The 24912-nt window shown below is 68.5% G+C and carries 22 protein-coding genes; 11 read left to right on the top strand and 11 right to left on the bottom strand.

Translation table 11 applies throughout. The features are described 5' to 3' along the window. Window positions 1–15: 15 nt before the first annotated feature. From AB0436_RS11470 to AB0436_RS11455, 4 genes are all read right to left on the bottom strand, one after another. Window positions 16–927, bottom strand: coding sequence for a hypothetical protein (locus AB0436_RS11470; protein WP_366467567.1), 912 nt, complete (start codon window positions 925–927; stop codon window positions 16–18). A gap of 63 nt (window positions 928–990) precedes the next feature. Further along, window positions 991–1278 (bottom strand): putative quinol monooxygenase, encoded by a 288-nt coding sequence (locus tag AB0436_RS11465; protein ID WP_366467565.1) that lies wholly within the window; start codon window positions 1276–1278, stop codon window positions 991–993. A 78-nt stretch (window positions 1279–1356) separates the two neighbouring features. Then, the gene (gene ligK / locus AB0436_RS11460) at window positions 1357–2040 is read right to left on the bottom strand and encodes a 4-carboxy-4-hydroxy-2-oxoadipate aldolase/oxaloacetate decarboxylase (RefSeq protein WP_366467564.1); all 684 of its coding nucleotides are present in this window, start codon (window positions 2038–2040) and stop codon (window positions 1357–1359) included. A 121-nt stretch (window positions 2041–2161) separates the two neighbouring features. Beyond that, entirely contained in the window at window positions 2162–3187 is a 1026-nt protein-coding gene (locus AB0436_RS11455; RefSeq protein ID WP_366467563.1) for a LacI family DNA-binding transcriptional regulator, read from the bottom strand. Between the two features lie 423 nt (window positions 3188–3610). Here AB0436_RS11455 and AB0436_RS11450 point away from each other — a divergent pair, with 423 nt between their 5' ends. The 7 genes from AB0436_RS11450 to AB0436_RS11420 all read left to right on the top strand — a co-directional run bounded on the left by AB0436_RS11450 (window position 3611) and on the right by AB0436_RS11420 (window position 13360). Beyond that, on the top strand, window positions 3611–4897 hold the full coding sequence (locus AB0436_RS11450) for an extracellular solute-binding protein (protein WP_366467562.1): 1287 nt from the start codon (window positions 3611–3613) through the stop codon (window positions 4895–4897). Between the two features lie 7 nt (window positions 4898–4904). Beyond that, window positions 4905–5876: a sugar ABC transporter permease gene (locus AB0436_RS11445; RefSeq protein ID WP_366467561.1), complete on the top strand. Its 972-nt coding sequence runs from the start codon at window positions 4905–4907 to the stop codon at window positions 5874–5876. After that, entirely contained in the window at window positions 5873–6733 is an 861-nt protein-coding gene (locus AB0436_RS11440) for a carbohydrate ABC transporter permease (RefSeq protein WP_366467559.1), read from the top strand. Before AB0436_RS11445 ends, AB0436_RS11440 begins: the two co-directional genes overlap by 4 nt. A gap of 42 nt (window positions 6734–6775) precedes the next feature. Beyond that, complete coding sequence (locus AB0436_RS11435; RefSeq protein ID WP_366467558.1) at window positions 6776–8068, top strand: glycosyl hydrolase; 1293 nt, start codon at window positions 6776–6778, stop codon at window positions 8066–8068. An 87-nt stretch (window positions 8069–8155) separates the two neighbouring features. Next, window positions 8156–11203 carry a glycoside hydrolase family 38 C-terminal domain-containing protein gene (locus AB0436_RS11430; RefSeq protein ID WP_366467557.1) on the top strand — a complete coding sequence of 1016 codons (3048 nt, stop codon included), beginning with the start codon at window positions 8156–8158 and terminating at the stop codon, window positions 11201–11203. Between the two features lie 216 nt (window positions 11204–11419). Continuing rightward, the gene (locus tag AB0436_RS11425) at window positions 11420–12040 is read left to right on the top strand and encodes a peptidoglycan recognition family protein (RefSeq protein ID WP_366467556.1); all 621 of its coding nucleotides are present in this window, start codon (window positions 11420–11422) and stop codon (window positions 12038–12040) included. Between the two features lie 108 nt (window positions 12041–12148). Further along, a complete protein-coding gene (locus AB0436_RS11420; protein ID WP_366467555.1) occupies window positions 12149–13360 on the top strand; it encodes a DUF4032 domain-containing protein in 1212 nt (403 codons plus the stop codon). Here AB0436_RS11420 and AB0436_RS11415 read toward each other — a convergent pair. Both AB0436_RS11415 and AB0436_RS11410 read right to left on the bottom strand, forming a co-directional pair. Further along, complete coding sequence (locus AB0436_RS11415; RefSeq protein ID WP_366467554.1) at window positions 13344–13766, bottom strand: ATP-binding protein; 423 nt, start codon at window positions 13764–13766, stop codon at window positions 13344–13346. The genes AB0436_RS11420 and AB0436_RS11415 overlap by 17 nt on opposite strands. A gap of 197 nt (window positions 13767–13963) precedes the next feature. Then, the gene (locus AB0436_RS11410) at window positions 13964–14485 is read right to left on the bottom strand and encodes a DUF1203 domain-containing protein (RefSeq protein WP_366467552.1); all 522 of its coding nucleotides are present in this window, start codon (window positions 14483–14485) and stop codon (window positions 13964–13966) included. A gap of 311 nt (window positions 14486–14796) precedes the next feature. Here AB0436_RS11410 and AB0436_RS11405 point away from each other — a divergent pair, with 311 nt between their 5' ends. After that, on the top strand, window positions 14797–15540 hold the full coding sequence (locus AB0436_RS11405) for a GntR family transcriptional regulator (protein ID WP_366467940.1): 744 nt from the start codon (window positions 14797–14799) through the stop codon (window positions 15538–15540). Next, complete coding sequence (locus tag AB0436_RS11400) at window positions 15540–16304, top strand: sulfite exporter TauE/SafE family protein (protein WP_366467551.1); 765 nt, start codon at window positions 15540–15542, stop codon at window positions 16302–16304. Before AB0436_RS11405 ends, AB0436_RS11400 begins: the two co-directional genes overlap by 1 nt. On the opposite strand, the gene AB0436_RS11395 is transcribed toward AB0436_RS11400, so the two are convergent. Further along, the gene (locus tag AB0436_RS11395) at window positions 16293–17354 is read right to left on the bottom strand and encodes a PHP domain-containing protein (RefSeq protein WP_366467550.1); all 1062 of its coding nucleotides are present in this window, start codon (window positions 17352–17354) and stop codon (window positions 16293–16295) included. The two genes, AB0436_RS11400 and AB0436_RS11395, sit on opposite strands and share 12 nt — an antisense overlap. A gap of 125 nt (window positions 17355–17479) precedes the next feature. Continuing rightward, a complete protein-coding gene (locus AB0436_RS11390) occupies window positions 17480–19537 on the bottom strand; it encodes an APC family permease (RefSeq protein ID WP_366467549.1) in 2058 nt (685 codons plus the stop codon). Between the two features lie 391 nt (window positions 19538–19928). Between AB0436_RS11390 and AB0436_RS11385 the strand changes: the two genes are divergently transcribed. Further along, on the top strand, window positions 19929–20195 hold the full coding sequence (locus AB0436_RS11385) for an HPr family phosphocarrier protein (protein WP_365852363.1): 267 nt from the start codon (window positions 19929–19931) through the stop codon (window positions 20193–20195). A gap of 52 nt (window positions 20196–20247) precedes the next feature. On the opposite strand, the gene AB0436_RS11380 is transcribed toward AB0436_RS11385, so the two are convergent. Next, window positions 20248–20913, bottom strand: coding sequence for a response regulator (locus AB0436_RS11380; RefSeq protein WP_366467548.1), 666 nt, complete (start codon window positions 20911–20913; stop codon window positions 20248–20250). After that, a complete protein-coding gene (locus tag AB0436_RS11375) occupies window positions 20910–22646 on the bottom strand; it encodes a sensor histidine kinase (RefSeq protein ID WP_366467546.1) in 1737 nt (578 codons plus the stop codon). The genes AB0436_RS11380 and AB0436_RS11375 overlap by 4 nt, the downstream gene beginning before the upstream one ends. Window positions 22647–22860: 214 nt before the next feature. On the opposite strand from AB0436_RS11375, the gene AB0436_RS11370 reads away from it, so the two are divergent. After that, window positions 22861–24258, top strand: coding sequence for a gluconate:H+ symporter (locus AB0436_RS11370; RefSeq protein ID WP_366467545.1), 1398 nt, complete (start codon window positions 22861–22863; stop codon window positions 24256–24258). 46 nt (window positions 24259–24304) lie between these two features. On the opposite strand, the gene AB0436_RS11365 is transcribed toward AB0436_RS11370, so the two are convergent. Beyond that, window positions 24305–24754, bottom strand: coding sequence for a GtrA family protein (locus AB0436_RS11365; protein ID WP_366467544.1), 450 nt, complete (start codon window positions 24752–24754; stop codon window positions 24305–24307). Window positions 24755–24912 lie beyond the last annotated feature (158 nt).

Raw genomic sequence — 24912 nt, 5'->3', positions numbered from 1 at the left:
CAGCGACCCGGGGGGTCACGACAACTGGACGGGGCGCCTGTCTCGAGCAGCGGTGACGTTCCGCTCGTGCAGGTGGGCGTGGGCCATAAGGCCGAGCAGGACGACCACGAGCACGGCCGAGGAGCCTGCCGTGCCCAGGTCGAGTCCGCCCTTGGCAGCCGGTTTGGTGAGAAAGTCGCCGGCCGTGGCCCCCAGGGGGCGGGTGAGGACGAATGCGATCCAGAACAGCGCCACGTTGGGGACCGCCGGTACCCGCACAAGGGTGGCGAGCACGGTCAGCAACCCCGTCACGAGCAGGGCGCCACCGGCGTAGCCGAGGCCGGAACTGTCGGAGAGGAAGTCGCCCATGGACGTGCCCAGCGTGTTCGACACCAGGATCGCGGACCAGAAGAGAGCCTCGCCGCGGAAGGTGACGATGTCTCGGATCGCGAACGTCTGCCCGGTGATCCGCCAAGCGATGAAGAGGGTGACCAGCAGCGAGAGCAGGATCGCAGCCCCCGTGGGATACCCCAGATCGAGGCCCTGCGGACCCCAGCCCAGCGAGGTCGCACCCACCGTCAGGAACTTGGCACTGGCGTCACGGTTCATGAAGTCGGACATGGTGGTGCCGGCCATGCTGGTGGACAGGATGACCGACCAGTAGAAGAACGGGTGGTAGCGCCTGGACCGCAGTTGGACCACCAGCGTCACCACGAACACCAGGAACAGTGCGATGGTGGTGAGGAAGTAGCCCAGTTGCAGCGTCTGGGAGAGCAGATCTCCGGCCGTCTCACCGAGCGTGGTGGCGGCGACCTTCATGATCCAGAAGGCCGGAGTGACCTCAGGGAGCTTCTTCGTCACGTACCGGCCCGCACCGGAGATGTCCGCCTCGGCGAGAGATTCCGACTGTCCCACAGCGCACTCCCGGTTGACTGTCTGCCACCTCATGACAACACAGCGTAGTGCGTCTACTTGTCTGTAGACAAATGGAGCGCGGGGTGAGGCGGCTCCTCAGAGCACCTCGGTGAACGTCACCGTGCGGTCCGTGAGCAGCGGCCGCACGCATTCCACATTGAGCTCGACGAAGTGGTCCGCCTTCGTGTGCGCGTCGAAGGCGGCACGGTCGGTGTACTGCTCGTACAGCACGAAACAGCCCGGCCGGTCCGCCTCGGCGTGCACCACGTACGCCAGGTTGCCCGGTTCGGCCAGCGTGCGTTCCCGCAGCTTCAGCAGCGCGGCCCGAACCGTGGTCACGTCGGCGGGTTCGCAGCGGTAGTGGGCGATGACGGCGAATGCCATGGTGCGGTCTCCAATGCAGGCACGGGGCGTAGCGAGGTCGATTCCAGCATGATCGCGTACGCCCGTGCGCCAGGCGCGTCAGTCGACGTACCGCAGGCCCGCGGCCTTCAGCGGCTCGCGCATCGCGTACATGTCGAGACCTAGCTCGCCCTTCGCGAAGCGCTGCCGCTTAGCTTCCTCGTTGGCCTCCCGCAGGCCGGATGCATCGGCGACCGGGCCGACGCGCTCGGCCGGGACGACGACCACGCCGTCCGCATCGGCAACGACCACATCGCCGGGTCGGACCAGTGCGTTGGCGCAGACCACGGGTACGTTGACCGATCCGACGGTGGCTTTGACGGTTCCCTTGGAGTTGATCGCGCGGCTGAAGACCGGAAAGTCCATCTGCTGCAGTGCGGTGACGTCTCGACAGCCCCCGTCGATGACCAGCCCCACGCCTCCTCGCGCGCGCACCGACGTGGCGAGCAGCTCACCGAAGAATCCGTCCTCGCACTCGGTGGTGCAAGCCGCCACCAGCACATCACCCGGCTGCAGTTGTTCCGCCGCCACATGCAGCATCCAGTTGTCGCCCGGCTGCAGCAGAACGGTGACCGCGGGGCCGCAGAGCCTGGCGCCGGGATAGACCGGCCGCAGGTAAGGGCGCATCAGACCGCAGCGGCCCATGGCTTCGTGGACGGTGCTCACGCCGAACGGCTCCAGCGCCGCGATCTCCGAGCGGGCCGGGCGGGTGACAGTGCGGTGGACGACTCCGAGTTCGTGCATGGTGTTGCTCATCCTTCCGAGGAACAGCGTCCCTGGCGGGGCAGGGCGGCCGGCTCCCCAATCTAACCGTTGACGAAATTGTTGACAATAAATTCGCCGAAAGGATTCTGCCGGTCGGCCATCACGCCCGCAGGGCGCGAGCCGCCGCCGTGCTCTGCCGCTCGATCAGGCCGGGCAGTGGCATCTGCACCGTTCGCGCGGGCCCCCCGTCCAGCAATGCGGCAAGTTCCTGCGCTGCGGTCCGGCCGAAGGCGATCGTGTCCCGGGAGAGTGCGGTCAGCCACGGCACGGCCAACCGGCACAGGGCCGAGTCCTCCCATGAGACGACGGAGACATCACGCGGAACGGAGAAGCCGAGCGCTGCGGCTCCGGCCGCCCCCGCGGCGGCCATCACATCGTTGTCGTAGATCAGGGCGGTCGGTGGGGAGTCGCCCTCGAGCAGCCCACGGGTCGCTGCCGCGCCCTCGGTGTCGGAGTAATCCGTGGTCACCGACCTGGCTTCGACCAGCCCGCGCCGGTCGGCCTCTGCCCGCAGGGACCGGATGCGCCGGTCGGTGTGCGCGAGCGAGGGCAGCCCCGCGATGTGCACGATGCGGCGGTGCCCCAACTCGTGCAACCGCTCGACGATGGACGCCATGGCGCCCGCGTCATCGACGCGTACCTGGGAGAGTCCCGGATGTGCGCCGGTGTCACTGCCGGGCAGCGCCCCGATGACGACGCCGGGCAGTCCGAGTTCGTCCAGCAGGGCAGGGCGGGGGTCGTCCGTTCTGGGATCCACCACCAGGACGCCGTCGACCCGGTGCTCGGCCCACCAGCGTCGGTAGACCGCGCATTCCGCCATCACGTCCTCCACCACCTGGAACAACAGACCGAGTTGGCGATCGGCGAGGACCTCCTGAATGCCGGAGATCAGCTGCAGGAAGAACGAGTCGACTCCCAGCGTCGCCGCCGGACGCGCCACCACGAGGCCCACCGTGGCCGAACCCTCGCCGGAGAGCGCGCGGGCAGCGGTGCTCGGCCGCCAGCCCAACTGCTCGGCCACCCGCCGAATGCGGTCGCGTGTCACCTCCGAGACGCCCGGCCGGTCGTTGAGCGCGAAGGAGACCGCGCTCTCCGAGACCCCCGCGCGCTGGGCGATGTCCTTCATGGTCGGACGGCGGGCAGGCGTGCGCCGGGCCGCTGAACTCGTTCCGGGCGGCGAACCGGCGGCTGCCGGTGGCTGCTTCCCTGCCATCCGTGTCCCACTCTCTCCGGTTGGGCCGGCCATGCCTCGCGGCACCCCTGTGCTGGTCACCGGGGCATCTTAAGTGCTCGACATCGTGGCCTGGTTCTTGGGTGAACTAAAGCGCTTGAGTCGAACCAGTCTAAAGCGCTTTAGTGGGTGACCGATCATCGTGCCAGAAGATGCCTGTGACCTGCAGGTTCGTGAGGCGTCAGAAGGCAGTTGCGAGCGAATGTATTGACTTTCTCAGGACGGCATTGCAAGGTCTGCTGGGCGCGAGCAGCCGACGGTACGCCGGATTTCGGCTCGCCGCCCGTATGCCTGGTCCGAGCAAAGGAGCCGTCCACCGTGCGCATCCCTCGCAGAGCAGCCGCTGCTGCCGTCGTTCTCGCCACCGTCCTGCCGCTCAGCGCATGCGGAGGAAACGGAGACGGCGACGCGTCCGACGCCTCCGGCAAAGTCGAAGGCCACATCACCTTCCAGACCTGGAACCTGCAGGCCAACTTCAAGGGTTACTTCAACGGCCTGATCGCGGACTTCGAGAAGAAGTACCCCGACACCCACGTGAAGTGGGTCGACCGGCCGGGCGAGGGGTATGCCGACAAGATCAGCGCTGATGCCGCCGGCGGAACGCTCCCGGACGTCGTCAATGTGTCGCCCGACCTGGTCGCCCCGCTCGCCAAGGCGGGCCTCGCCCTGGACCTGGACAAGGCGGCCCCCCAGTACCGCAAGGAGTACCTGGACGGTGCCTGGAAAGCTCACCAAGTACCGGGCATGCAGGGTACGTACGCCTTCCCCTGGTATCTGAACACCGGGCCGATGTTCTACAACAAGCGTCTGTTCAAGGAGGCCGGACTCGACCCCGAGAAGCCGCCGGCCACGTACGACGAGATCTTCGCCGACGGCCTGCAGCTTGCGAAGAGGAGCAAGGGCAGGGTGGCCACGCTCGCGAACGTCCCCACCATCGAGGACTTCGGCCGGTACGGCGGGCAGCTGATGAACAAGGAAGGCACCGGCTTCGCCTTCAACGACTCGAAGGGGGTCGAACTCCTCACACACTACAAGGAGTTGTACGACGCCAAGGCGCTCGACCCGCAGGCGCTGACCGCCACCCCGGAGTCCTCCGGACACAAGTTCCTCACCGAATCCGTGGCCATGAACCCCGGCAGTGCCCTGGATCTGGCCAACTTCAAGAAGCAGGCGCCGAGCCTGTACAAGAACATCGGAATCACCGACCAGGTCAGCAACACGGGTAAGGCCAACATGTACGTCATGGGGGTCATGGTGAACTCACGCACGAAGCACAAGCCCGCTGCTGTCGCCTTCGCGCACTACGTGACCGACGCCACCAGGCAGATGGAGTTCGCGAAGAAGGTCGCCATCTTCCCGAGCACCGCGGGGTCCCTGAACGACCCGTACTTCACCAAGGAGGACGGAACCGACGAGACCCGTGTCCGCATCGCCGCGGCCAAGTCGCTGAAGACAGCCGTCAATTACACCCCCGTTCTGTTCAGTGAGCAGATGAAGACCGCGCTGCGCAACGAGATCGCCAAGGCGTTGCAGGGTAAGCAGAGTCCCAAGGAAGCCCTTGACAACGCTGTCAAGGCCTGTGACCGGCTCCTGCAGCAGAGCTGAGCCACCGATGAAGACCCCCACCGCATCTCGCGCGACCCTGCGGGACACCAGCCCCGCAGACCGCGCGGCCCGGAACTCGCCCCCCGGTGACCGCCGGCCCGCCCGCTCCATCAGACGGCATCTGGCGTTCAGCCCCTGGCTGTTCGCGGCTCCCGGCCTGCTCGTCGTCGGCGCCTTCAGCCTCTATCCGTTCTTCAGCACGCTGGTCAACGCCTTCACGGACCGCCGGACTCTCGTGCCGGGCCGGTTTGTCGGCCTGGCGAACTTCCGGGAGCTGATCCACGACGACATGTTCTGGATCGGTCTGCGCAACAGTTCGCTGTACGTCCTGTGCGTCGTCCCGGCGCTCGTCCTGCTGCCGTTGCTGCTGGCGATGCTCGTACAGCGCCAGATCCCCGGTATCACCTTCTTCCGCTCCGCCTTCTACACCCCGGTGGTCGCATCGATCGTCGTCGTCGGCCTGATCTGGGTGTGGATGCTCGACGACCGGGGGCTGATCAACTCGCTGCTGGAGGCCGTGGGGGTCGGCAGGATCGGCTTTCTCAGCGATCAGTGGCTGCTGCTGTTCAGCGCCATGGCCGTCACGGTCTGGAAGGGCCTCGGCTACTACATGATCATTTACCTGGCCGCGCTGGCCAACGTACCGCGGGAGCTGCACGAGGCAGCCGCGGTGGACGGCGCCGGGGCCGTACGGCGCTTCATCACCGTCACCGTCCCCGCGGTGCGTTCCACCATGGTGCTGGTGGGCGCCCTGGCCTCGGTCTCCGCCTTCAAGGTCTTCTCCGAGGTGTATCTGATGGCCGGCCCCAGCGGCGGACCGGCCGGCGAGGACACCACTCTGGTGATGCTCGTCCAGCGGGTCGGCACCGGACTGACCGGCCGGGTGGGTTACTCCTCGGCCATCTCCGTCGTCATCTTCGTCGTCACGGTCGCCCTGATGCTCCTGGTGCTGCGCGCCGACCGCAAGGAGGACGCGTGAGCTTCCCGAGGATCACCGACGCCGAAGGCCGCCGCATCCCGGCCTGGCAGCTCGCCCTCCGCTACACGCTGCTGCTCGTGGTGCTTGCGCTGACGGTCGGCCCCTTCCTGTGGCAGTTGTCCACCTCGCTGAAGGGTCCGCACGAGGACATTTTCAGTTCCCCGCCGAAGTTCTTCCCCAGCCACCCGACCCTGGACAACTACACTCGCGTCGCCGACACCATCCCGGTATGGGACTACGCGCTGAACTCGCTGAAGGTGGCCACCGCGAACGTGGTGACCAACTGCGTCGGCGCGGCGCTGGCCGGCTATGCGCTCGCCCGAATGCGGTACCGGGGCCGCAAGGCGGCGACGCTCGCGTTCATCCTCGCCATGCTCGTCCCCGTCGAGGGCATCATCATCGCCCAGTTCACCACGATGCGTGACCTCGGGCTGAACAACACCCTGATCGGTGTGCTGCTGCCCGGCTCCATCGGTGCGATGAACGTCCTGCTGATGCGCAACGCCTTCCTGCACCTTCCCCAGGAAGTCGAGGAAGCGGCCTTCGTGGACGGAGCCAACGCCTGGCAGCGCTTCCTGCGCATCGCTCTGCCCTCGGTGAGGGGCACGCTCGCCGTCGTCGCGATCTTCGCGTTCATGGGCGCCTGGGACGATTTCCTGTGGCCGCTGATCGTCCTGAGCGACCCGGAGAACTTCACCCTCACCATCGGGCTGAACTACCTGCACGGCACCTTCGCGAACGACGAACGGCTCGTCGCCGCGGGCACGATCATCGCGGTGCTCCCTCTCATCGTGCTCTTCGCCTGCCTGCAGCGCTTCTTCTTCCGCGGCGTCGGCGAAGGCGCCGTCAAGGGCTGAATCCGCCGCCCCCGCACGACAGAACGAGGATCCCCCTTCCGTATGAGCACCTCCGCACCGCCCGCCTCCGTACTGCCCGCTACCGCGCCGTTCACGCCGCGCTTCGGAGCCAACTACACCCCCAGCCAGGGCTGGTTCCACCACTGGCTCGACTTCGATCTGGACGCGGTACGCGCCGACCTGGACTCGATCGCCGGGCTGGGCCTGGACCACATCAGAGTCTTCCCGCTCTGGCCGCTGTTCCAGCCCAACCGCACTCTGATCCGTCCCCGCGCCGTCGACCAGCTCGTCCAGCTCGCCGACGCCGCCGCGGAGCGTGGCCTCGACGTCAATGTGGACGGCCTTCAGGGTCATTTGTCGAGTTTCGACTTCCTGCCCGCGTGGACGCAGACCTGGCACCGGCGGAACATCTTCACCGACCCCGACGTGGTCGCGGCGCAGGCCGCCTACCTGCGGACGCTGGCGAGCGCACTCGCCGACCGGCCGAACTTCATCGGCATGACGCTCGGCAACGAGATCAACCAGTTCTCCGGCTCCCCGCATCCCGACCCGGACCCCATCACCCCGGAGGAGGCCGGTAGTTGGCTGCGGACTCTGCTCGCCGCCTGCGAGGAGGGCGCCCCCGGGAAGTTCCACCTGCACGCGGAGTACGACGCTGCCTGGTACCAGGACGCCCATGCCTTCACCCCCGCGCAGGCGGCCAGGATCGGCGCCGCGACCGCTGTGCACTCCTGGGTCTTCAACGGCACGGCCCAGCGGCACGGCCGGACCGGAACCGCCACCGAACACCACGCCGCGTACCTGATCGAGCTGTCCAAGGCGTGGGCCATCGAACCGCACCGGCCGGTGTGGCTGCAGGAAGTCGGCGCCCCGGCGCCGCTGATCCCCGCCGAACACGCCGCCGCGTTCACCGAGGCGACCGTCTCCAACGCCCTGGACTGTGAGGACGTATGGGGCGTCACCTGGTGGTGCTCCCACGACGTGTCACGTTCACTGGCCGACTTCCCCGAACTCGAATACGGCCTCGGGCTGCTGACCAACGACCGGCAGGTGAAACCGGCCGGCCGGACCATCGCCCGGCTTGTCGAGGACCGGCGGGGGAGGCCCCACCGGCCCGCTCCGCGCACCACGGCACTCACCGTCGACACCGGTGGCGACGACACCGCGCCGAACCGCTCGACGTGCGCCCCCGGCGGACAGTTCTACGAAGCCTTCGCCCGCCTCACCGCCGACGGGGTCCGCCCCACCGCCGTCCTGGCGAGCCGGGCCGAAGACGCGAAGCACCTTGCCGCCCGCTCCATCACCGACGTACTCAGACCGGACCAGGTCACGTGACCGTGGCCCCGCCGCGTTTCGCCCCACGCATCGGCACAGCACCGCCGGCCCGCCCCCGCCCGCCCTCATCCGTAACGGAGCCACCTCATGCATGACGACCGCCACCTGGTCGAAGCCCGTCTCAAGCGTGTCCTCGACGAACGCATACGACCCGCGGTGTACCCGCATTCGGTGCCCCTGGACGTCGCCGTCTGGAACGCGCCGGGCGAGCCCGTCCCCGTCGCGGAAGGCCTCGCCGCGCCGACTGTGCCGGCAGCCGTCGGTGACCGGTGGGGCGCGCCCTGGAGCACCTGCTGGTTCCGGGTGTCGGGGACCGTGCCCGCCGAGTGGGCGGGACGCACCGTCGAGGCGCTGCTCGACCTCGGGTTCGACGACAACATGCCCGGCTTCCAGTGTGAAGGCCTCGTCTACCGGCCCGACGGCACGCCGGTGAAGGGCCTCAACCCGCGTAACCAGTGGGTGCGTGTGGGGGCGCCGGCCGCGGGCGGCGAAGAGGTGCTGCTGCACATCGAGGCAGCCTCCAACCCCGTCATTCTCGACTACCACCCCTTCCTGCCGACCGCCCTCGGCGACCGGGAGACGGCGGGCAGCGAACCGCAGTACACACTGGCCCGGATGGATCTCGCGGTCTTCGACGAGAACGTGTGGCACCTCGTCCAGGACCTCGAGGTGCTGGGTGAGCTGATGCAGGAGCTTCCCGTCGAGTCGGCCCGCCGCTGGGACATCCTGCGGGCGATCGGAAAGGCACTCGACACGGTCGATCTCCAGGACGTGAACGGCACCGCGGCCGCCGCCCGTGAGCAGCTCGCCGCCGTCCTGGCCGCCCCCGCCGAGCCCTCGGCGCACCGGATCAGCGCGGTCGGCCACGCGCACATCGACTCGGCGTGGCTGTGGCCCCTGCGCGAGACGGTCCGCAAGGTGGCCCGCACCACGTCCAACATGACGGCGCTTCTGGAGGACGAGCCGGACTTCGTCTTCGCCATGTCGCAGGCGCAGCAGTTCGCCTGGATCAAGGAGCACCGGCCCGAGGTCTACGCCCGGGTCAAGAAGGCGGTGGCAGCCGGCCGGTTCGTGCCGTCCGGCGGAATGTGGGTGGAGTCCGACACGAACATGCCCGGCTCCGAGGCGATGGCCCGCCAGTTCGTGCACGGCAAGCGCTTCTTCCTCGACGAGTTCGGCATCGAGAACGACGAGGCATGGCTGCCGGACACCTTCGGCTTCGCCGCCGGACTGCCGCAGATCATCAAGGCCGCCGGTTCCAAGTGGCTGCTCACCCAGAAGATCTCGTGGAGCCAGACCAACAAGTTCCCGCACCACACCTTCCAGTGGGAGGGCATCGACGGCACACGCATCTTCACCCACTTCCCGCCCGTCGACACCTACAACTGCTCGATGAAGGGCAGTGAGATCGCCCACGCGGCGAAGAACTTCAAGGACAAGGGGGTCGCACGCCACTCACTGGCACCGACCGGCTGGGGAGACGGGGGCGGCGGCACCACCCGCGAGATGATCGCGAAGGCCGCCAGGATGCGCGATCTCGAAGGATCGGCGACGGTGACCTGGGAGACACCCGCGGACTTCTTCACCAAGGCCGAGGCGGAGTATCCCAACGCCCCGGTGTGGGTGGGTGAACTGTATCTGGAGCTGCACCGCGCCACGCTCACCAGTCAGGCGAAGACCAAGCAGGGCAACCGGCGCAGCGAGCATCTCCTGCGCGAGGCCGAACTGTGGGCCGCGACCGCCGCGGTGCGGGCGGCTGCGCCGTATCCGTACGAGCAGTTGGACCGCGTCTGGAAGACCGTGCTGCTGCATCAGTTCCACGACATCCTGCCGGGCTCGTCGATCGCCTGGGTGCACCGTGAGGCGGAGAAGACGTACGCAGCCGTCGCCGATGAGCTGAACCAGGTGATCGGCGATGCCCAGCGCGCCCTGTCCGGTGACTGCGGGTCGGGCACGACGGTCGCTTACAACGCGGCTCCGCATGCCCGTGGCGGCGTTCCGGCCGGCGGTGCCTCGATCGTCAGCGGCGAGGGTGCCGCAGCAGCAGGCGATGCGAGCCGTCTCGCGCCCCGCGAAAGCGGGGGCTACGTACTGGACAACAGTCTGCTCCGCGTGGAGATCGACGGACGCGGGCTGGTCGTGTCCGTCTACGACGCCGGTGCCGAGCGCGAGTCGGTGGCGCCCGGCCTGGCGGCGAACCTGCTGCAGATCCACCCGGATTTCCCGAACATGTGGGATGCCTGGGACGTCGACGTGTTCTATCGCAACACGGTGACCGATCTGACGGACATCGACGAGCTCACCCCGCTCGAGAACGACGGGGCGGCCGCAGTCCGCGTCGTGCGCAGTTTCGGCGACTCGCAGGTCACCCAGGTGCTGACGCTCGCGCCGGGCGCGAAGCGGCTCGACATCGACACGGAGGTCGACTGGCACGAGACGGAGAAGTTCCTCAAGGCGGCGTTCCCGCTCGACATCCACGCCGAGCGGTACGCGTCGGAGACGCAGTTCGGCCATTTCTACCGGGCCACGCACACCAACACCAGCTGGGAGGCGGCCAAGTTCGAGGCGTGCAATCACCGCTTCGTGCATCTGGAGGAGCCGGGGTGGGGTGTCGCGCTGCTCAACGACTCGACGTACGGACACGACGTGACCCGCACGGTCCGCGGGACCGACGCGGGAACGACCACCACCGTCCGGGTCTCGCTGCTGCGGGCCCCGCGCTTCCCCGACCCGGAAACCGACCAGGGGGTGCACCGCTTCCGGCACGCCCTGGCACCCGGCGCCGGCATCGGCGACGCGGTCCGCGAAGGCTTCCGCGTCAATCTGCCGGAGCGCCGCGTCGCGGGCGACCGGGAGGTGGCCCCGCTGGTGTCCGTGGACAACGACGCGGTCGTCATCAGCGCGGTCAAGCTGGCCGACGACGCGAGCGGCGATGTGGTCGTGCGGCTGTACGAGTCGACGGGCGGTCGCGCGCGGGTACGGCTCGGCCTCGGCTTCGACGCGTCGGGCGTGGCGGTGACCGATCTGCTGGAGCGGCCGCTGGACGGGACTTCCGCGCCTGCCCTGCAGGAGCAGGGGGTGCAGCTGTCGTTGCGGCCGTTCGAGCTGGTGACGCTGCGTCTGACGCGGGGCTGAGCCAGCTGTCCGGTCCGGCACACCCGTGCCGGACCGGACTCCGCCGTCGCGGGCCGCACCTCAGCACCTTCGAAACCCCGGCAGCACGCCTCCATTGGTCTCCACCACTGCCAATCCGCCGAGCTCTTGTCCGCTGTTCCGTTGGGGCCCACGATGGTCGCGTCGGATGCATTGTCATGCACTCGTCCACGCATCGTTTACCCAGGGAGCTTCCTCATGGACAGGGCCGTACCCCCCACCCCCCGCCCCTTAGCCACCCCTTCGCGTCGCGCCCTGCTGCGCAGCGGTCTTGCCTTCGCGGCCGCTGCCACCGTCGCTGTCGGCGCCGCGGACAAGGCCGTGGCCGGCACGGTCGACCATCCCGGCGCGGTGTGGTCGCCGGCCAGTACCAAGAACTACACGGCGTCCAACCGGATCACCAGCTACCCCATCAACCTCGTCGTCGTGCACGTCACACAGGAGACCTACGCCGACACCATCCGGCTCTTCCAGGACCCCGCGCACGCGGCCAGCGCCCACTACGTCGTCAGATCCTCCGACGGCTCCATCGGACAGTGCGTCCGCGAACACGACGTCGCCTGGCATGCCGGGAACTGGAGCTACAACACCCGCAGCATCGGCATAGAGCACGAAGGCTGGGTCGATCAGCCCGCCTACTTCACCGCAGCCATGTACGCGTCCTCCGCGGCGCTCACCGCGGAGATCTGCGACACCTACGGCATTCCCAAGGACCGTGAACACATCATCGGCCATGTCGAGGTGCCGGGGACCGATCACACCGACCCCGGGCCCTACTGGGACTGGACGCGGTACATCCGCCTCGTCAACGGCGGCTGAACCCCGAGGGACACCGGGAGCGCCGACCGCTCCTGGTGTCCCCCCGCGGCGGGCGCGACACCCGGTACGGCAGACTGGTGCCCCGCCACAGGATGAGCGAGGCGACCGATGGCTTTGCAGATCAGTGCCACCAACCCGGAGCACCCCGCGCTCCTTCTCGAACTGCCCTGGCAGCTGCCGCTCGAGCAGTGGCCGGAGAAGTATCTGGTGACGCTGCCGCGAGGCATCTCCCGGCACATCGTGCGCTACGCGCGAGCCGGCGCCGATGTGGTCGCCGTCAAGGAACTCGCCGAGCGGCCGGCACTGCGTGAATACGAGCTGTTGCGTACGCTGGCCCGCCTCGGGATCCCGGCGGTGGACGCGCTGGCGGTGGTCACCGGGCGTACCGGAAGCGACGGGCAGCCGCTGGAGCCGGTGCTGATCACCCGCCACCTTCACGGGTCCCTGCCCTACCGGTCGATGTTCGAGACGACGATGCGGCCGAGCACGGTCCACCGGCTCATGGACGCGCTGGCCGTGCTGCTGGTCCGGCTGCACCTGGCGGGATTCGCCTGGGGCGACTGTTCGCTGTCCAACACACTCTTCCGCCGTGACGCAGGTGCCTATGCCGCCTACCTCGTGGACGCCGAGACCGGCGAGACGCACAGCAGACTGAGCACGGGACAGCGCGATTACGACATCGAGCTGGCCAGGGTGAACATCAGCGGCGAAATGCTGGATCTGGAGGCGGCGGGGGCGCTCCACCCCTCGGTGGACCCGATCGCTTTCGGCGACGAGATCTGCCGGCGGTACCACGATCTGTGGAACGAACTGACCCGCACCTCGGTCTATCCGGCAGGCAAATACCACTACATAGAACGGCGCGTGCGCCGGCTCAACGACATGGGCTTCGATGTGGCAGAAATGCAGATCGTCGACTCCGCGGAGGGCGACACGGTCACCTTCGTTCCGAAGGTGGTGGACGCCGGACACCATCAGCGCCAACTTCTGCGGCTGACCGGCCTCGACGCCGAGGAGAACCAGGCCAGACGACTCCTCAACGACCTCGATACGTGGATGGCCACCCAGGACGACTACGCGCCAGGTGACCCGCTCGGCGCCCGCACCGAGGTGCTGGCCCACCGCTGGGTACGCGAGGTGTTCCGGCCCACGATCCGTGCCGTACCCCTGGATCTCCGCCGCCACCTGGACCCCGCCGAGCTCTACCACGAACTGCTCGAACACCGGTGGCGTCTTTCCGAGCGCACACAGCAGGACACCAGCTTCGAAGCGGTCGTCGCGGACTTCATCGCCGTCGGCGCACTCAGGCCGTCGGAGTGACGTCGCCGGCTTCCAGGGCGATCCGGACTCTGATGCGCTTGCCGACCGGCTCCTGCCGCACCTCGTAGTCTTCGGACAACGAAAGCACGATCTCCAGCCCGTGCTGCCCGATCCTGCCCGGCTCGGCCGCTCGGGCCCGGGGGAGGACCGGGTCGGCGTCCCACACGGTGATCTCCAGAAAACGGCCGTGCAGTTCCAGGTCCAGTACACAGGGGCCGGGAGCGTACTTGCACGCGTTGGTCACCAGTTCACTCACGACCAGCTGGACCACGCCGATCGCCCTGGACGACGCCGGCACGCCGCTGACGAAATGCGCCTCGGCCAGGAAGTCCGCGGCGAAGTGCCGTGCGGCAGCTATGGTCTCCGGCTGACCGTCAAAGGCCGCGCCGGCCCGTCGAACAGGCACCGGAAGTGCCAGTTCTGTCCCGCAGCCCAGTGCCGGTGGAATCATTCGTTTCGTCCCCGTATCGCACGTCCGCACTGTGCGGACGTGCGGTCCTCTACCCCCGATCCGCCCCGGCACTCCCGGTGCGGTCGGAAATGAGCCCGTACGGACTGGGTGTCTCATGTCACAGTGGCCGCGGCCGCGGGGTGTCGTACGGTCTACGGTCGCCGCACCTCGAACTGGAAACAGCCGTACTCCAGGGCTCGCACGTGCAGCACCGCCACGTCCGGATCGGCAAAAGCCTCTGCGAAGACCTGGTCGAACCCGGCGTCTGCGTTCCCGGGGATCTCGAAGAGACGACCGCCGACGATGTGTCCCGCGGCGTTGTAGCGGCGCAGGGTGCGCAGCGCCCCCTGGCGTGCGAACGGGTAGCTATCGATGACCGGCGGCTCCTGGCATGCGTCGGCGTGGATGAAGACGGGCCCGGCTTCGTCATAGGCGCCGGGCTCGGCCCCGGTCGCCGTCGCCCAGCGGCGCAGCGGCGCGTAGGACACGAGCGCGACGCGCTCGCCGGGCTCGACGGCCCGCAGGCAGCAGCGCAGCGGGCTGCCCACGCAATCGAGGGGAACGCCGTCCACCCTCGCGGTGTACGGCTGGGGCGTCCGCCCGAGGTCATCGACGTGCCGCAGTTCTTTCAGCGCGGCAGGAGAGATGGGAAGAGGTGCGTACGTAGTGGCCATAGGGACAGCCTTGCTGCCTCCGGGCCGGCCTGCTGGCGGGATCCGGACGCAGAGCTCCGGGCCTCGCGGAGGCGACGCCCGGCGGAACGCCCGCCGCCTGACGCGAACCGGCTGGTCAGGCATATGGCCAGGTCAATGAGGGTGGCGAAACTCTGGCGTAACATGTTTCGGCTAGCCTCCGGGATATGAACCGCACCAGGGACGACGGCGGAGCGGGAGCCCGTCCGTTGTCATCACCGCCGGGCCCGCCCGGCCGGAGGATTCCTGCCGACCGGGTCTCGTCGCGCCCTCGCGCCGAGCGGGCCCGGCAGATGGCCGACGTACTGCGGCACCAGATCACCACGGGTCGTTTCGACGACGGCATGCTGCCCGACGAGCCGAGCCTGGGCCGGGAGTTCGGCGCTTCCCGCAACGCGGTACGCGAGGCGTTGGGCCTGCTGCGCCGGGAAGGGTTGATCACCCGACGGCGCGGGGTGGGCACCACAGTGGTGATGCCGAAGTACGGGCACGGGCTGGACCGGCTGGCGGGGCTGGCCGAGGTGCTGACCGGGTATGGCACCGTGACCAACGACGTCCGGGTGGCGGAGGCGGTGACCGAACTGCCGGCCGCGATCGCCGAGCGGCTGGAGGTGCCCGCCGCAGCGGGCGGGGTGCGTCTGGAACGGGTGCGGTGGCTGGACGGACTGCCGTTGTCGTTGGACACCTCCTACCTCACCGCTGACGTCGGCTCCGGCGTGCTGGCCGGCGACCTGGCAGGCCGCGATGTCTTCTCCCTCATCGAGGAGACCACCGGCTGCCGCCTGGGGCATGCCGACATCGTGGTCCATGCGGTCACGGCTGATCCGGACACCGCCGCGTTGCTGGAGGTACCGGTCGGAGCGGCGATCTTCGCGCTGGAGCGATTGACCCGGCTGTCCGACGGGCGCCCGGTGGACGCGGAGTCGATCCGCATCCGGGCGGACCGGATGGCCCTGCGCGCCACGATGTACCGCGGTCTGCCGTCGGATCCCACCTGTCCCGCGCCGCGCCCGATGCAAGCCGAGGCGAGCCGGTAATGGCAGGGCTGTCGATACCGGTGCTGTGCGTGCTGGGCGTCTTCGGGCTCGTCGGTGGGATCGGCATCACCGCCGTCGGACCCGGTGGAGTGCTCCCCACCATCGGCTTGTTCGCCCTGACCGGACTGTCTCCGGCCGCGGTGGCCGGCACGGCCATCGTCACCCACATTGCCACGGGGGCGTTGGGCACTGCGGCCTACACCAGATCCGGCCAGCTGCGCGAACCCGAAACCAGGCGCACGGCGCTGATCCTCGCCGGGACCGCCGTCGTCGGCACTCCGATCGGTGTCTGGACCAACACGTTCGTGTCCCAGCGTGCCTTCGGTCCGGTGCTCGGGCTCTTCGTGGCGGCTGTGGCCGCACTGGTGTGGTTTCGCGAACGCCGTCGTCCGGCAGCGACCCGGTCCCACCCGTCGGCGCCGCTGCTGGCCGGGTTGGGTTTCTCGGTGGCACTGGCAGCGGGCATCGTCGGCATCGGCGGACCCATGCTCGCCGTCCCCCTGCTGGTCGCCCTCGGCGTGCCGGCACTTGAGTCTCTCGCCTCGGCCCAGGCGCAGTCGATCGTCATCGCCGGCGTCGGAACCCTGGGCTATCTCCTTCACGGCGCCATCGACTGGCCCCTGGCCGCCCTGGTCGGCATTCCGGAACTCGCCGGTGTGCTGCTGGGCTGGCAGATCGCCCACGCGCTGCCGACCCGCAGCCTGAAGAAGGTGCTGATCGTCACCCTGTTCGCGCTCGCGCCCTACCTCGCCCTACACGGCTGACCCCCGTGCGCTTGTGCTGCCCGGGGAAGCGAGCGGTGTCGAGCCGGTGCGTGTCCAGGTCAGCACCTCTTCCGCCGTCCAGGACGTGATCACACTCTGCTCCGGTACGCCGCACTCCTCCGCCCGGGCGCATCCGAGGATCTGCCAGGTCAGCTGCCCCGGCGCGTGAGCGTCGGTGTCGATCGCGAAGAGGACGCCTGCCTCAACGGCCCGGCTGATGAGGCGCCTGGGCGGATCGAGCCGCTCGGGACGGCTGTTGATCTCCACTGCCGTGCCTGCCTCGGCGCATGCGGCGAAGACCCGGTCCGCGTCGAAATCCGATTCGGGGCGCCCACGTCCGGTGAGCAGACGTCCCGTGCAGTGTCCCAGGATATCCGCGCGCGGATTTCTGACCGCTGCGATCAGACGCCGAGTCATCGGCCCGGTCTCCATCCGGAGTTTGGAGTGCAGGGACACCACCACGACGTCGAGCTGGTCCAGCAGCTCCGGTTCCTGATCGAGCGAGCCGTCCGGAAGAATGTCGCACTCGATACCGGTGAGCAGGCGAAACGGTGCCCAGCGCGTATTGAGTTCGGCCACCGTGTCCAGTTGCCGCCGCAGCCGCTCGGGCGACAGCCCCCGGGCCACGGTCAGCCGCGGGGAGTGATCGGTGAGCACCGCCCATTCGTGACCCAGCTCCGCTGCGGAGCGGCCCATCTCCTCGATCGGACTTCCACCGTCGGACCAGTCCGAATGCACATGGCAGTCGCCCCGCATCCGGGAAAGAAGACGTTCACCACCGTCGGTGAGGGGCGCGGTTGCCTCGTCCTCCAGCCGTTTCAGGTACCCGGGAACCTCTCCGGCCTGTGCCTCTCGGATCACCGTGGCCGTTTTCGGCCCGATGCCGCCGACCGCCTCCAGCGACCCGGCTGCCACCCGTTCCGCGAGCTCGCCCTCCGCCATCGCGCCGACCGCGTCGGCGGCCCGGCGGAAAGCCTGCACCCGGTAGGTGGCAGCCCGGGAGCGCTCCAGCAGGAAGGCGATCCGCCTCAACGCGGTGACCGGGTCCATCAGCTCCTCCACTGCCGTCGCAGGCGGCTCCGCGTCAAGTTTCGCTCCGTACGTCCCTGCCCGCACAACGAGAGGCGCTTCAGCAGGCACTGCCGGCGCGCCTGCAGGAGATCCGCGGCTCGCGGTCAGGGGCCGGGGTGCGGTTTCTTCGCGGACGTCGGTTGCCGGTCCAGGGGGCGCTGAGCCGGTTCGCCGCGGCGGACGGATCCGGGGGCGCGGGGGGCGGGGCGCGCGGGTTTGTTCGTGGAGGAGCTGAGCTGCCAGGGAACACTGATGACCATGACGCCCGGTGTGAAGAGCAGCCGGCTTTTCAGCCAGAGCGCGGTCTGGTTGTGGAGCAGGTTCTCCCACCAGTGTCCGACGACGTACTCGGGGATGAACACGCTGATCACGTCATTGGGGTTGCTGCGGGCGATGCCGCGTACGTATTCCAGCACGGGGCGGGTGATTTCCCGGTACGGAGAGTCCAGGACCTTGAGCGGAAGCGCGAGGTCGGAGTCCGCCCATTGTTGTTTCAGGGAGTCCGCTTCGTCCCGTTCGACGGCGACGGTGAGGGCTTCCAGGACGTCGGGGCGGCAGGCACGCGCGTAGGCCAGCGCGCGCACGGTGGGTTTGTGGAGTTTGGAGACCAGGACCAGCGCGTGGACGCGGCCCTGCAGAACCGTGCCTTCGGCGGGTCCGCTGATGGCCAGCTCGTCGGCGGTGTTGTCGTAGTGCCGCCGGATCGAGCGCATCATCAGCCAGAGCAGCACCGCCGCGATCACCGCGAGGTAGGCGCCCTGGGTGAACTTGGTGAGCAGCACGATGACCAGCACCAGTCCGGTGACCAGAGCGCCCAGGCCGTTGACGGCGCGCGCGGTGCGGTGGCGGCGGCGCAGCGCGGGATCCGTCTCGGTGCGCAGGGCGCGGTTCCAGTGCCGGACCATGCCGCTCTGGGAGAGGGTGAAGGAGGTGAAGACGCCAAGGATGTAGAGGTGGATCAGATTGGTGACCGAGGCGTGGAAGGCCCAGAGCAGGCCACCGGCCACGACGGCCAGGGCCACGATGCCGTTGGAGAAGGCGAGTCGGTCCCCGCGGGTGTGGAGTTGGCGGGGCAGATAGCGGTGCTGGGCGAGGATCGACGACAGGAGCGGGAAGCCGTTGAAGGCGGTGTTCGCCGCCAGGATCAGGACCAGCGCGGTGGCGGCCTGGATGAAGAAGAAGCCGAAGCTGTGGTCACCGCCGAAGATCGCGGAGGCCAGCTGGGCGATGACGGTGCGCTGCGGGGTGTTCGCGCAGTCGCCGGTGAATCCGGTGAGCCGGCACGTGTCCTCGGTGATATGGACCTTCGCGATCATGGCGAGTGCGGTGATGCCGGAGAACATGACGACCGCGATCAGTCCCATGGCACCCATCGTGGTGGCCGCGTTGCGGGACTTGGGCTTACGGAAGGCGGGCACTCCGTTGGAGATCGCCTCGACTCCGGTCAGCGCGGTGCAGCCACTGGAGAAGGCGCGCAGGCCCAGCATCAGCAGCGCCAGTCCGGTGAGGTTGCTGTCGCCGGGGGCCGCGGTGACACCGTAGGCGGCGGATTCCGCGACCGGGGCGTCACCGGCCACCCACCGGAAGAGCCCGGTACCGCACATGATCAGGATTCCGGCGACGAACAGATAGGTGGGGGCGGCGAACGCCCGGCCCGACTCGCGCATGCCCCGCAGGTTGACCGCCGCGAGCACCACCACGAACCCCACCGCCATGACCGTGCGGTAGCTGTTGAGGGAGGGGGCCGCGGAGATGATGTTGTCGACACCTGAGGCAACCGACACGGCCACCGTCATTACGTAGTCCACCAGCAGTGAGGCGGCCACCACCAGTCCGGCTGACGGGCCCAGGTTGGTGGCGACCACCTCGTACGAGCCGCCGCCCGACGGGTAGGCGTGCACGACCTGCCGATAGGACAGCACCACCACGGCCATCAGAAGCACCACGCCGAGGGCGATCCACGGCGTCAGATGCAAAAAGGCCAGACCTCCCAGCGTGAGAACCAGAAGGATCTCCTGCGTCGCATACGCCACCGACGACAGCGGGTCCGATGCGAAGATCGGTAGCGCCAGCCGCTTGGGCAGCAGGGTTTCCTGCAGGCCCTCACTGGGCAGCGCCCGTCCGACGACGACCCGCTTGACCACATCAACAAGTTTTGCCACGTCGGGGAGCGTAAGGCGTGGGCGATGGGCTCGGCGGCCGCCGACCCGCCGCCGAATCGGCCATACGAGTCCGGCCGCCACCCGCAACCCCCTGCCAGGAGGCCCTGGCGCCGCCCATCGGCACGGCACAGGGGCGTTTCGGGGGGACCGCACACCCTAACGGAATCCATACGCCGTTCCACCTGACGGACGCCGGTGGTGCGGCGGTGCAGGCACGGTGGGCGACTCGCACGGACCAGTCCGTCTGTGCCCCATTTTTGCCCGACTCTGTTTACTTCGCCGAGACGGGCCCTTAATCTATCCGCAGAGCCACAGGGTCGGACATGAAACGGATCAAAATCAACATCTGTCCGGCCCGTCCGTCTTTCGCAACCCATGCAGGAGTCGCCCCATGTCGCAGCGCACCGTCGTCATCGCCTCTGCCAGCGGACTGCACGCCCGGCCGGCCTCGTTGTTCGTTCAGGCAGCGGCCCGCCAGCCCGTCAAGGTGACCATCGGCCGCGACGGTGACGCCCCCGTCGATGCCCGGAGTCTGCTCTCCGTCATGGCGCTGGGGGCCCAGTGCGGCGAATCCGTCGTGCTGTCCGCCGAGGGCGCCGGCGCCGAAGCGGCGATCGAGGAGCTGTCGCTGCTGATCAGCCGTGACCTCGACGCCTGATCAGGCCCGCGACGGCCGGTAGCGGGCCGCGGCCCTGGGGCGCACCCGGCACTCACGGCATCCGGTACTCCTGCTCGGGACGCCCGGTCGCCCCGTAACGCAACTTCATCCGCAGCAGCCCTGCGGTCACAAGACCCGCGAGGTAGCGCTGTGCGGTGGCGCGCGAGACTCCGATGAGTTCGCCGACCTGGCCCGCGGACAGCGGGACCTCGGAGTCGCGTACCGCTGTCAGCACCGCATCACCCGTGACGGTACGGATGGTGGGCCGACGGACCGGACGGCCGCCCGCCGGGCTCCGCAGCGCACCGTACGTGCTCTCGACCGCGTCCTGATCGACCGTCTCCGCATCCGTCAGCTGCCGGAACCTGGCGTATCCCCGCAGCTTCTCCGCGAGCAGCTCCGGCGGGAACGGCTTGATCAGATACGCCAGCGCGCCGGCCGACATGGCGCGGCGTACCGCCGCTCCCTCGGCTGCGGCGCTGAGGACGAAGGCGTCACAGTCCAGGCGGCGCAGCAGGTCGATGCCGGACCCGTCGGGCAGATACACGTCGACCAGGGCCAGGTCGACGTCGACGGCAGCATCCAGCGCCGCACCGGCTGTGTTCGCCGTGCCGGCCACGGTGAAACCGGGTACGCCGTCCACCAGGGAGGCGTGGATTCCGGCAACTCGGAAATCGTCGTCGACGACCAGCACGGACAGTGGTTCGTGGTCCCTCATCGGCTGATCTCCATGACGCCCGGCAGCCGGGCCACGAACACCGCGCCGCCCGAGACCCGTTCACGATCGTTAAGCACGTCGCCGCCGGGCGGGCCGCCGGGCTCGGCGAGGTAGACGTCGCCGCCCCGCGTCCGGGCGATCTGCCGGGCCAGCGCCAAGCCGATGCCACGCCCGCCGATGACCGATGCGTGGTTCTTCGTCGACACGCCTTCGCGGAACACATCGTCGGCCAGGCCGTCAGCGACACCGTCGCCGGTGTCGGCGACGGTGATGAGCAGGGTCGCCCCCTCCGTCATGAGCTCGACTTCCACGAGGGAAGCGGTGCGCGCCCCGTGCCGGGCGGCATCAATGGCATTGTCGACGAGGTTGCCGAACACGGTGGTGACGTCCACCGGCGCCGCCACGACGCCGTCGGTCCAGGTCGCGCCCCCGAGCACCATGGTCACGCCGCTCTCTCTCGCCTGTGCGGCCTTCGCGGACAGGAAGGCGCGCAGGTAGGAGTCCCGGACTGCGTCGATGCCGGGCAGGGACTCACCGAGCGGCCCCGTACCGAGAAGCGTCTCGATGTAGTCGGTGGTTTCCGCAAGATGGTCACCGCGGACCAGCGCGGAGATCACATGCAGCCGGTTGGCGAACTCGTGGCGCTGGGCACGGAGCGCGGAACTCATGGCCTGCACCGCGTCGAGCTGGCGGGTCAGTGACTCCACATCGGTGCGGTCCTTGACGGTCAGCAGGGTACCGAGATCGCGCCCGTCACGTTCGACGGGCCGGGACGAGATCACCAGCACCCGCTCGCCGACGGCCGCCATCACCGGGCTTCCGGACGGGGCGTGGAGCGTCTCCAGCACCCGTGGCGTCAGCCCGAGGTCAGCGACGGCTCTGCCGGGTTTCGCGGTGGTCGCCAGGAGCCGGCGCGCCTCGTCGTTGACGATGGTCACCCTTCCTTCGGTGTCGATGGCCAGCACCCCTTCACCGATGCCGTGCAGGACCGCCTCCTGCTCCTGCACGAGACCGGCCAGTTCCTCCGGTTCGAGACCGAGAGTCAGCCGCTTCCAGCGCCCGGCCAGCAGCGCCGAAGCACCGACACCGAGCAGCAGGGCCACCACCAGCCAGCCTAGCCCGCCGAGCAGGACGCGGATCAGCTGGGCCTGTACGTCCGAGACGGCGACACCCGCGTTGGCCTCACCCACCACTCTCTTCGAGCCCGGTGCGTATACCGGGACTTTGGCCACCACCTCGTCGCCGAGGTGAGCGTGGTCGCGCGCCATGACCTCGTGCCCGGAGAGCGCGACAGAGGGGTCGGTGCTCACCTTCTTGCCCAGCTGCGAGATCTCCGGGTGGGCCAGTCTGATTCCCCGGTCGTCGGTGACCACCACGAACAACGAACCCGTACGGGCTCGTGCCGCCTGGGCCACCGCCTGGACCTGGCCGGCGGCCAGCGTCGCGGGAGGAGTGTGCGCCGCACCGCCCCCGGGGCGGGCGTTCGCCGCCGAATACTGCGCGGCGCCGCGCCGGACGGAGGGTTCGGAAGCGACCGTCCGGGCCACCGCGAGTGCGCGCAGTTGGTACTCCCGGACGAGCCGGTGCTCGTTGGAATACGCGAAGGCGCCGAACGCTGCGGCAAGGGTGACCGCGACGACCGCGCACTGCAGGAGCAGCACCTGCGTTCTCAGCCGCACATGCCCCTGCCGGCGCACCGACGGCCGCCGGGCGGACGGCTCGAAGATTCTCACCCCGCCGACGGTAACCGGCGCGCGTCCGTGCACAGAACGCGCACAACGTCCGGATCAGAGCTTTCGCGGGTTGCGCGCAGAACCTGGAGAAGCGCGGCGCGCGCCGGATAACTTCCGGGCCGGAACACAACGAGCCGCAAACCAGGAGTTCTTCGATGAAGATAACGCGCACCGAGCCATCCCGGCGTACGACTCGTGCCGCCGGAGGCCGGCTGTGACGGGCCACACGTGGACGCTCCTGATCATCCTGGCGGCGGCCATCGCAGCGCTGATCACGCTGATCAACTCGCGGCTGCGGTTTCATCCCTTCGTCGCGCTGATGACCGTCTCCATCGGCGTCGCCCTGGCGGCGGGACTGCCGGCCGAGAAGATCGCCGACTCGCTGGAGTCGGGAGCGGGCAGCATCCTCGGCAACGTCGGTGTCACCCTGGCGTTCGGCGCGATGCTGGGCAGGCTGCTCTCCGCCTCGGGAGCCACGGACAAGATCGCCCGGCTGATCGTCGACCGCGCGAGCACCCGTTCGCTGCCCTGGTACATGGCGGGCGCGGCCTTCGTGATCGGCATTCCGATGTTCTTCGAGATCGGCCTGATCGTGCTGCTTCCGCTGATCTTCAGCGTGGCCCAGCGCCTGCAGAGCACCCACAAGGTCAAGGGTTCGCCGTACGTCTATCTGGCCACGCCCGCAATCGCCGCCCTGTCGACGCTGCACGGGATGGTCGCACCGCACCCAGGCCCGCTGGTCGCGGTGGAGGGGCTGCACGCCAACCTCGGCATCACCATTCTCATCGGCCTGGCCTGCGCGATTCCGACGATCATCATCGCCGGACCGGTCTACGGCCGGTGGATCGCACCGCGCCTCGATGTCCGTCCCGACCCCGAGCTGATCGCGAAATTCACCGGGAACGACCCGACGGCCGACAAGGCCCCGCAGGCACCTGGTGGGAACAAGGTCCGCACCGGCTGGGCCCTGACCGCGGTGCTCGTCCCCGTGGTGCTGATGTTGCTGCGCACTATCGCCGAGCTGCTGTACGGCGAGTCCAGCCCGGTACGACACGTGCTGACCTTCACCGGCGAGCCGGTGGTCGCCATGCTCGCCGGATTCCTCTTCGCGCTGTTCGCCCTGGGCTACCGCAGTGACTTGGCACCGGACGAGATCCGCTCCTCGCTGACGGACAGCCTCAAGGCCGTCGCCGGCATCCTTTTGATCATCGCGGGGGGCGGTGCATTCAACCAGGTACTGGAGGACTCCGGTATCGGGAAGGCCGTCGAAGCCGCCGCATCCGGACTGAACATCAACGTGCTGCTGCTCGGCTGGCTGCTGGCCCTGCTTCTCTCCTTCTCGACCGGATCGGCCACGGTGGGGATCGTGGCAGCGACCGGGATCCTCGCGCCTCTGGCGGAGAACGGCGGCAGCCTGCACACCGCGCTGCTCGTCGTCGCCATCGGTGCGGGCTCGATCGGCCTGAACTACGTCAACCACGCAGGATTCTGGTTGGTCAAGGAGTCCTTCGGGATGACTCTGGGGCAGGCCACGAAATCGCACACCATGATCCAGACGATCGTGAGCGTCTGCGGGCTGCTGATGGCCCTGCTCATCTCGGCCGTCGCCTGAGACACCGGTCCACGGCTTCGCCCGCCCGAAGCCGTGGACCGCTCTTTCATCCGGCTCGCGCCCTGGGGAGCGCCTTGAAGACCCAGGTTCTGTAGGACCAGAAGCGGAAGAGGGTGGCGAGGCCGATGCCGAGAAACTTGAATATGTTGCTCTGCAGCCCGCTGTCCCAGCCGAAACCGTAGGTGGCCGTGTAGAGAACTCCATTCTCTATGAGCAGCCCGAGGGCGCTGAAAACCAGGAAGAGAAGCATTTCCGTTGTCTGCTGTCGTTTCCTGCGGCCCCGGTAGGTGAAATATCTGAGTCCCACATAGTTGAATGCGATCGAGACCAGGGTCGCGATCACGCCGGCCCGGACCACCGGGAAATGACCGAAGTGGCGGGCCAGGTTGAAGAAAACAAGATTGACGAGGACTCCCGCGCCACCGACCACGCTGAATTTCGCGACTTCTTGAGTGAGCTCTCCGGCCGAAGAACGTGGCGCTCGACCTTCTCGCATGCGGTCAACCTCCGTGGCTCGGCGGTCAACAACTCAGTGCAGCTTTCGTGTCAACCATGCACCTCCTGCCCGGAATCAACAATTTCGACCGATTCGCCGACCGTGGACGGACCATGCTAGGCTGGTGCCTAATGCTATTAGGTATGGCCCTAGTAGCC

It is taken from the genome of Streptomyces sp. NPDC051322, assembly GCF_040689485.1.
GTDB lineage: Bacteria > Actinomycetota > Actinomycetes > Streptomycetales > Streptomycetaceae > Streptomyces.
This window is presented reverse-complemented; position numbering and strand designations above follow the sequence as displayed.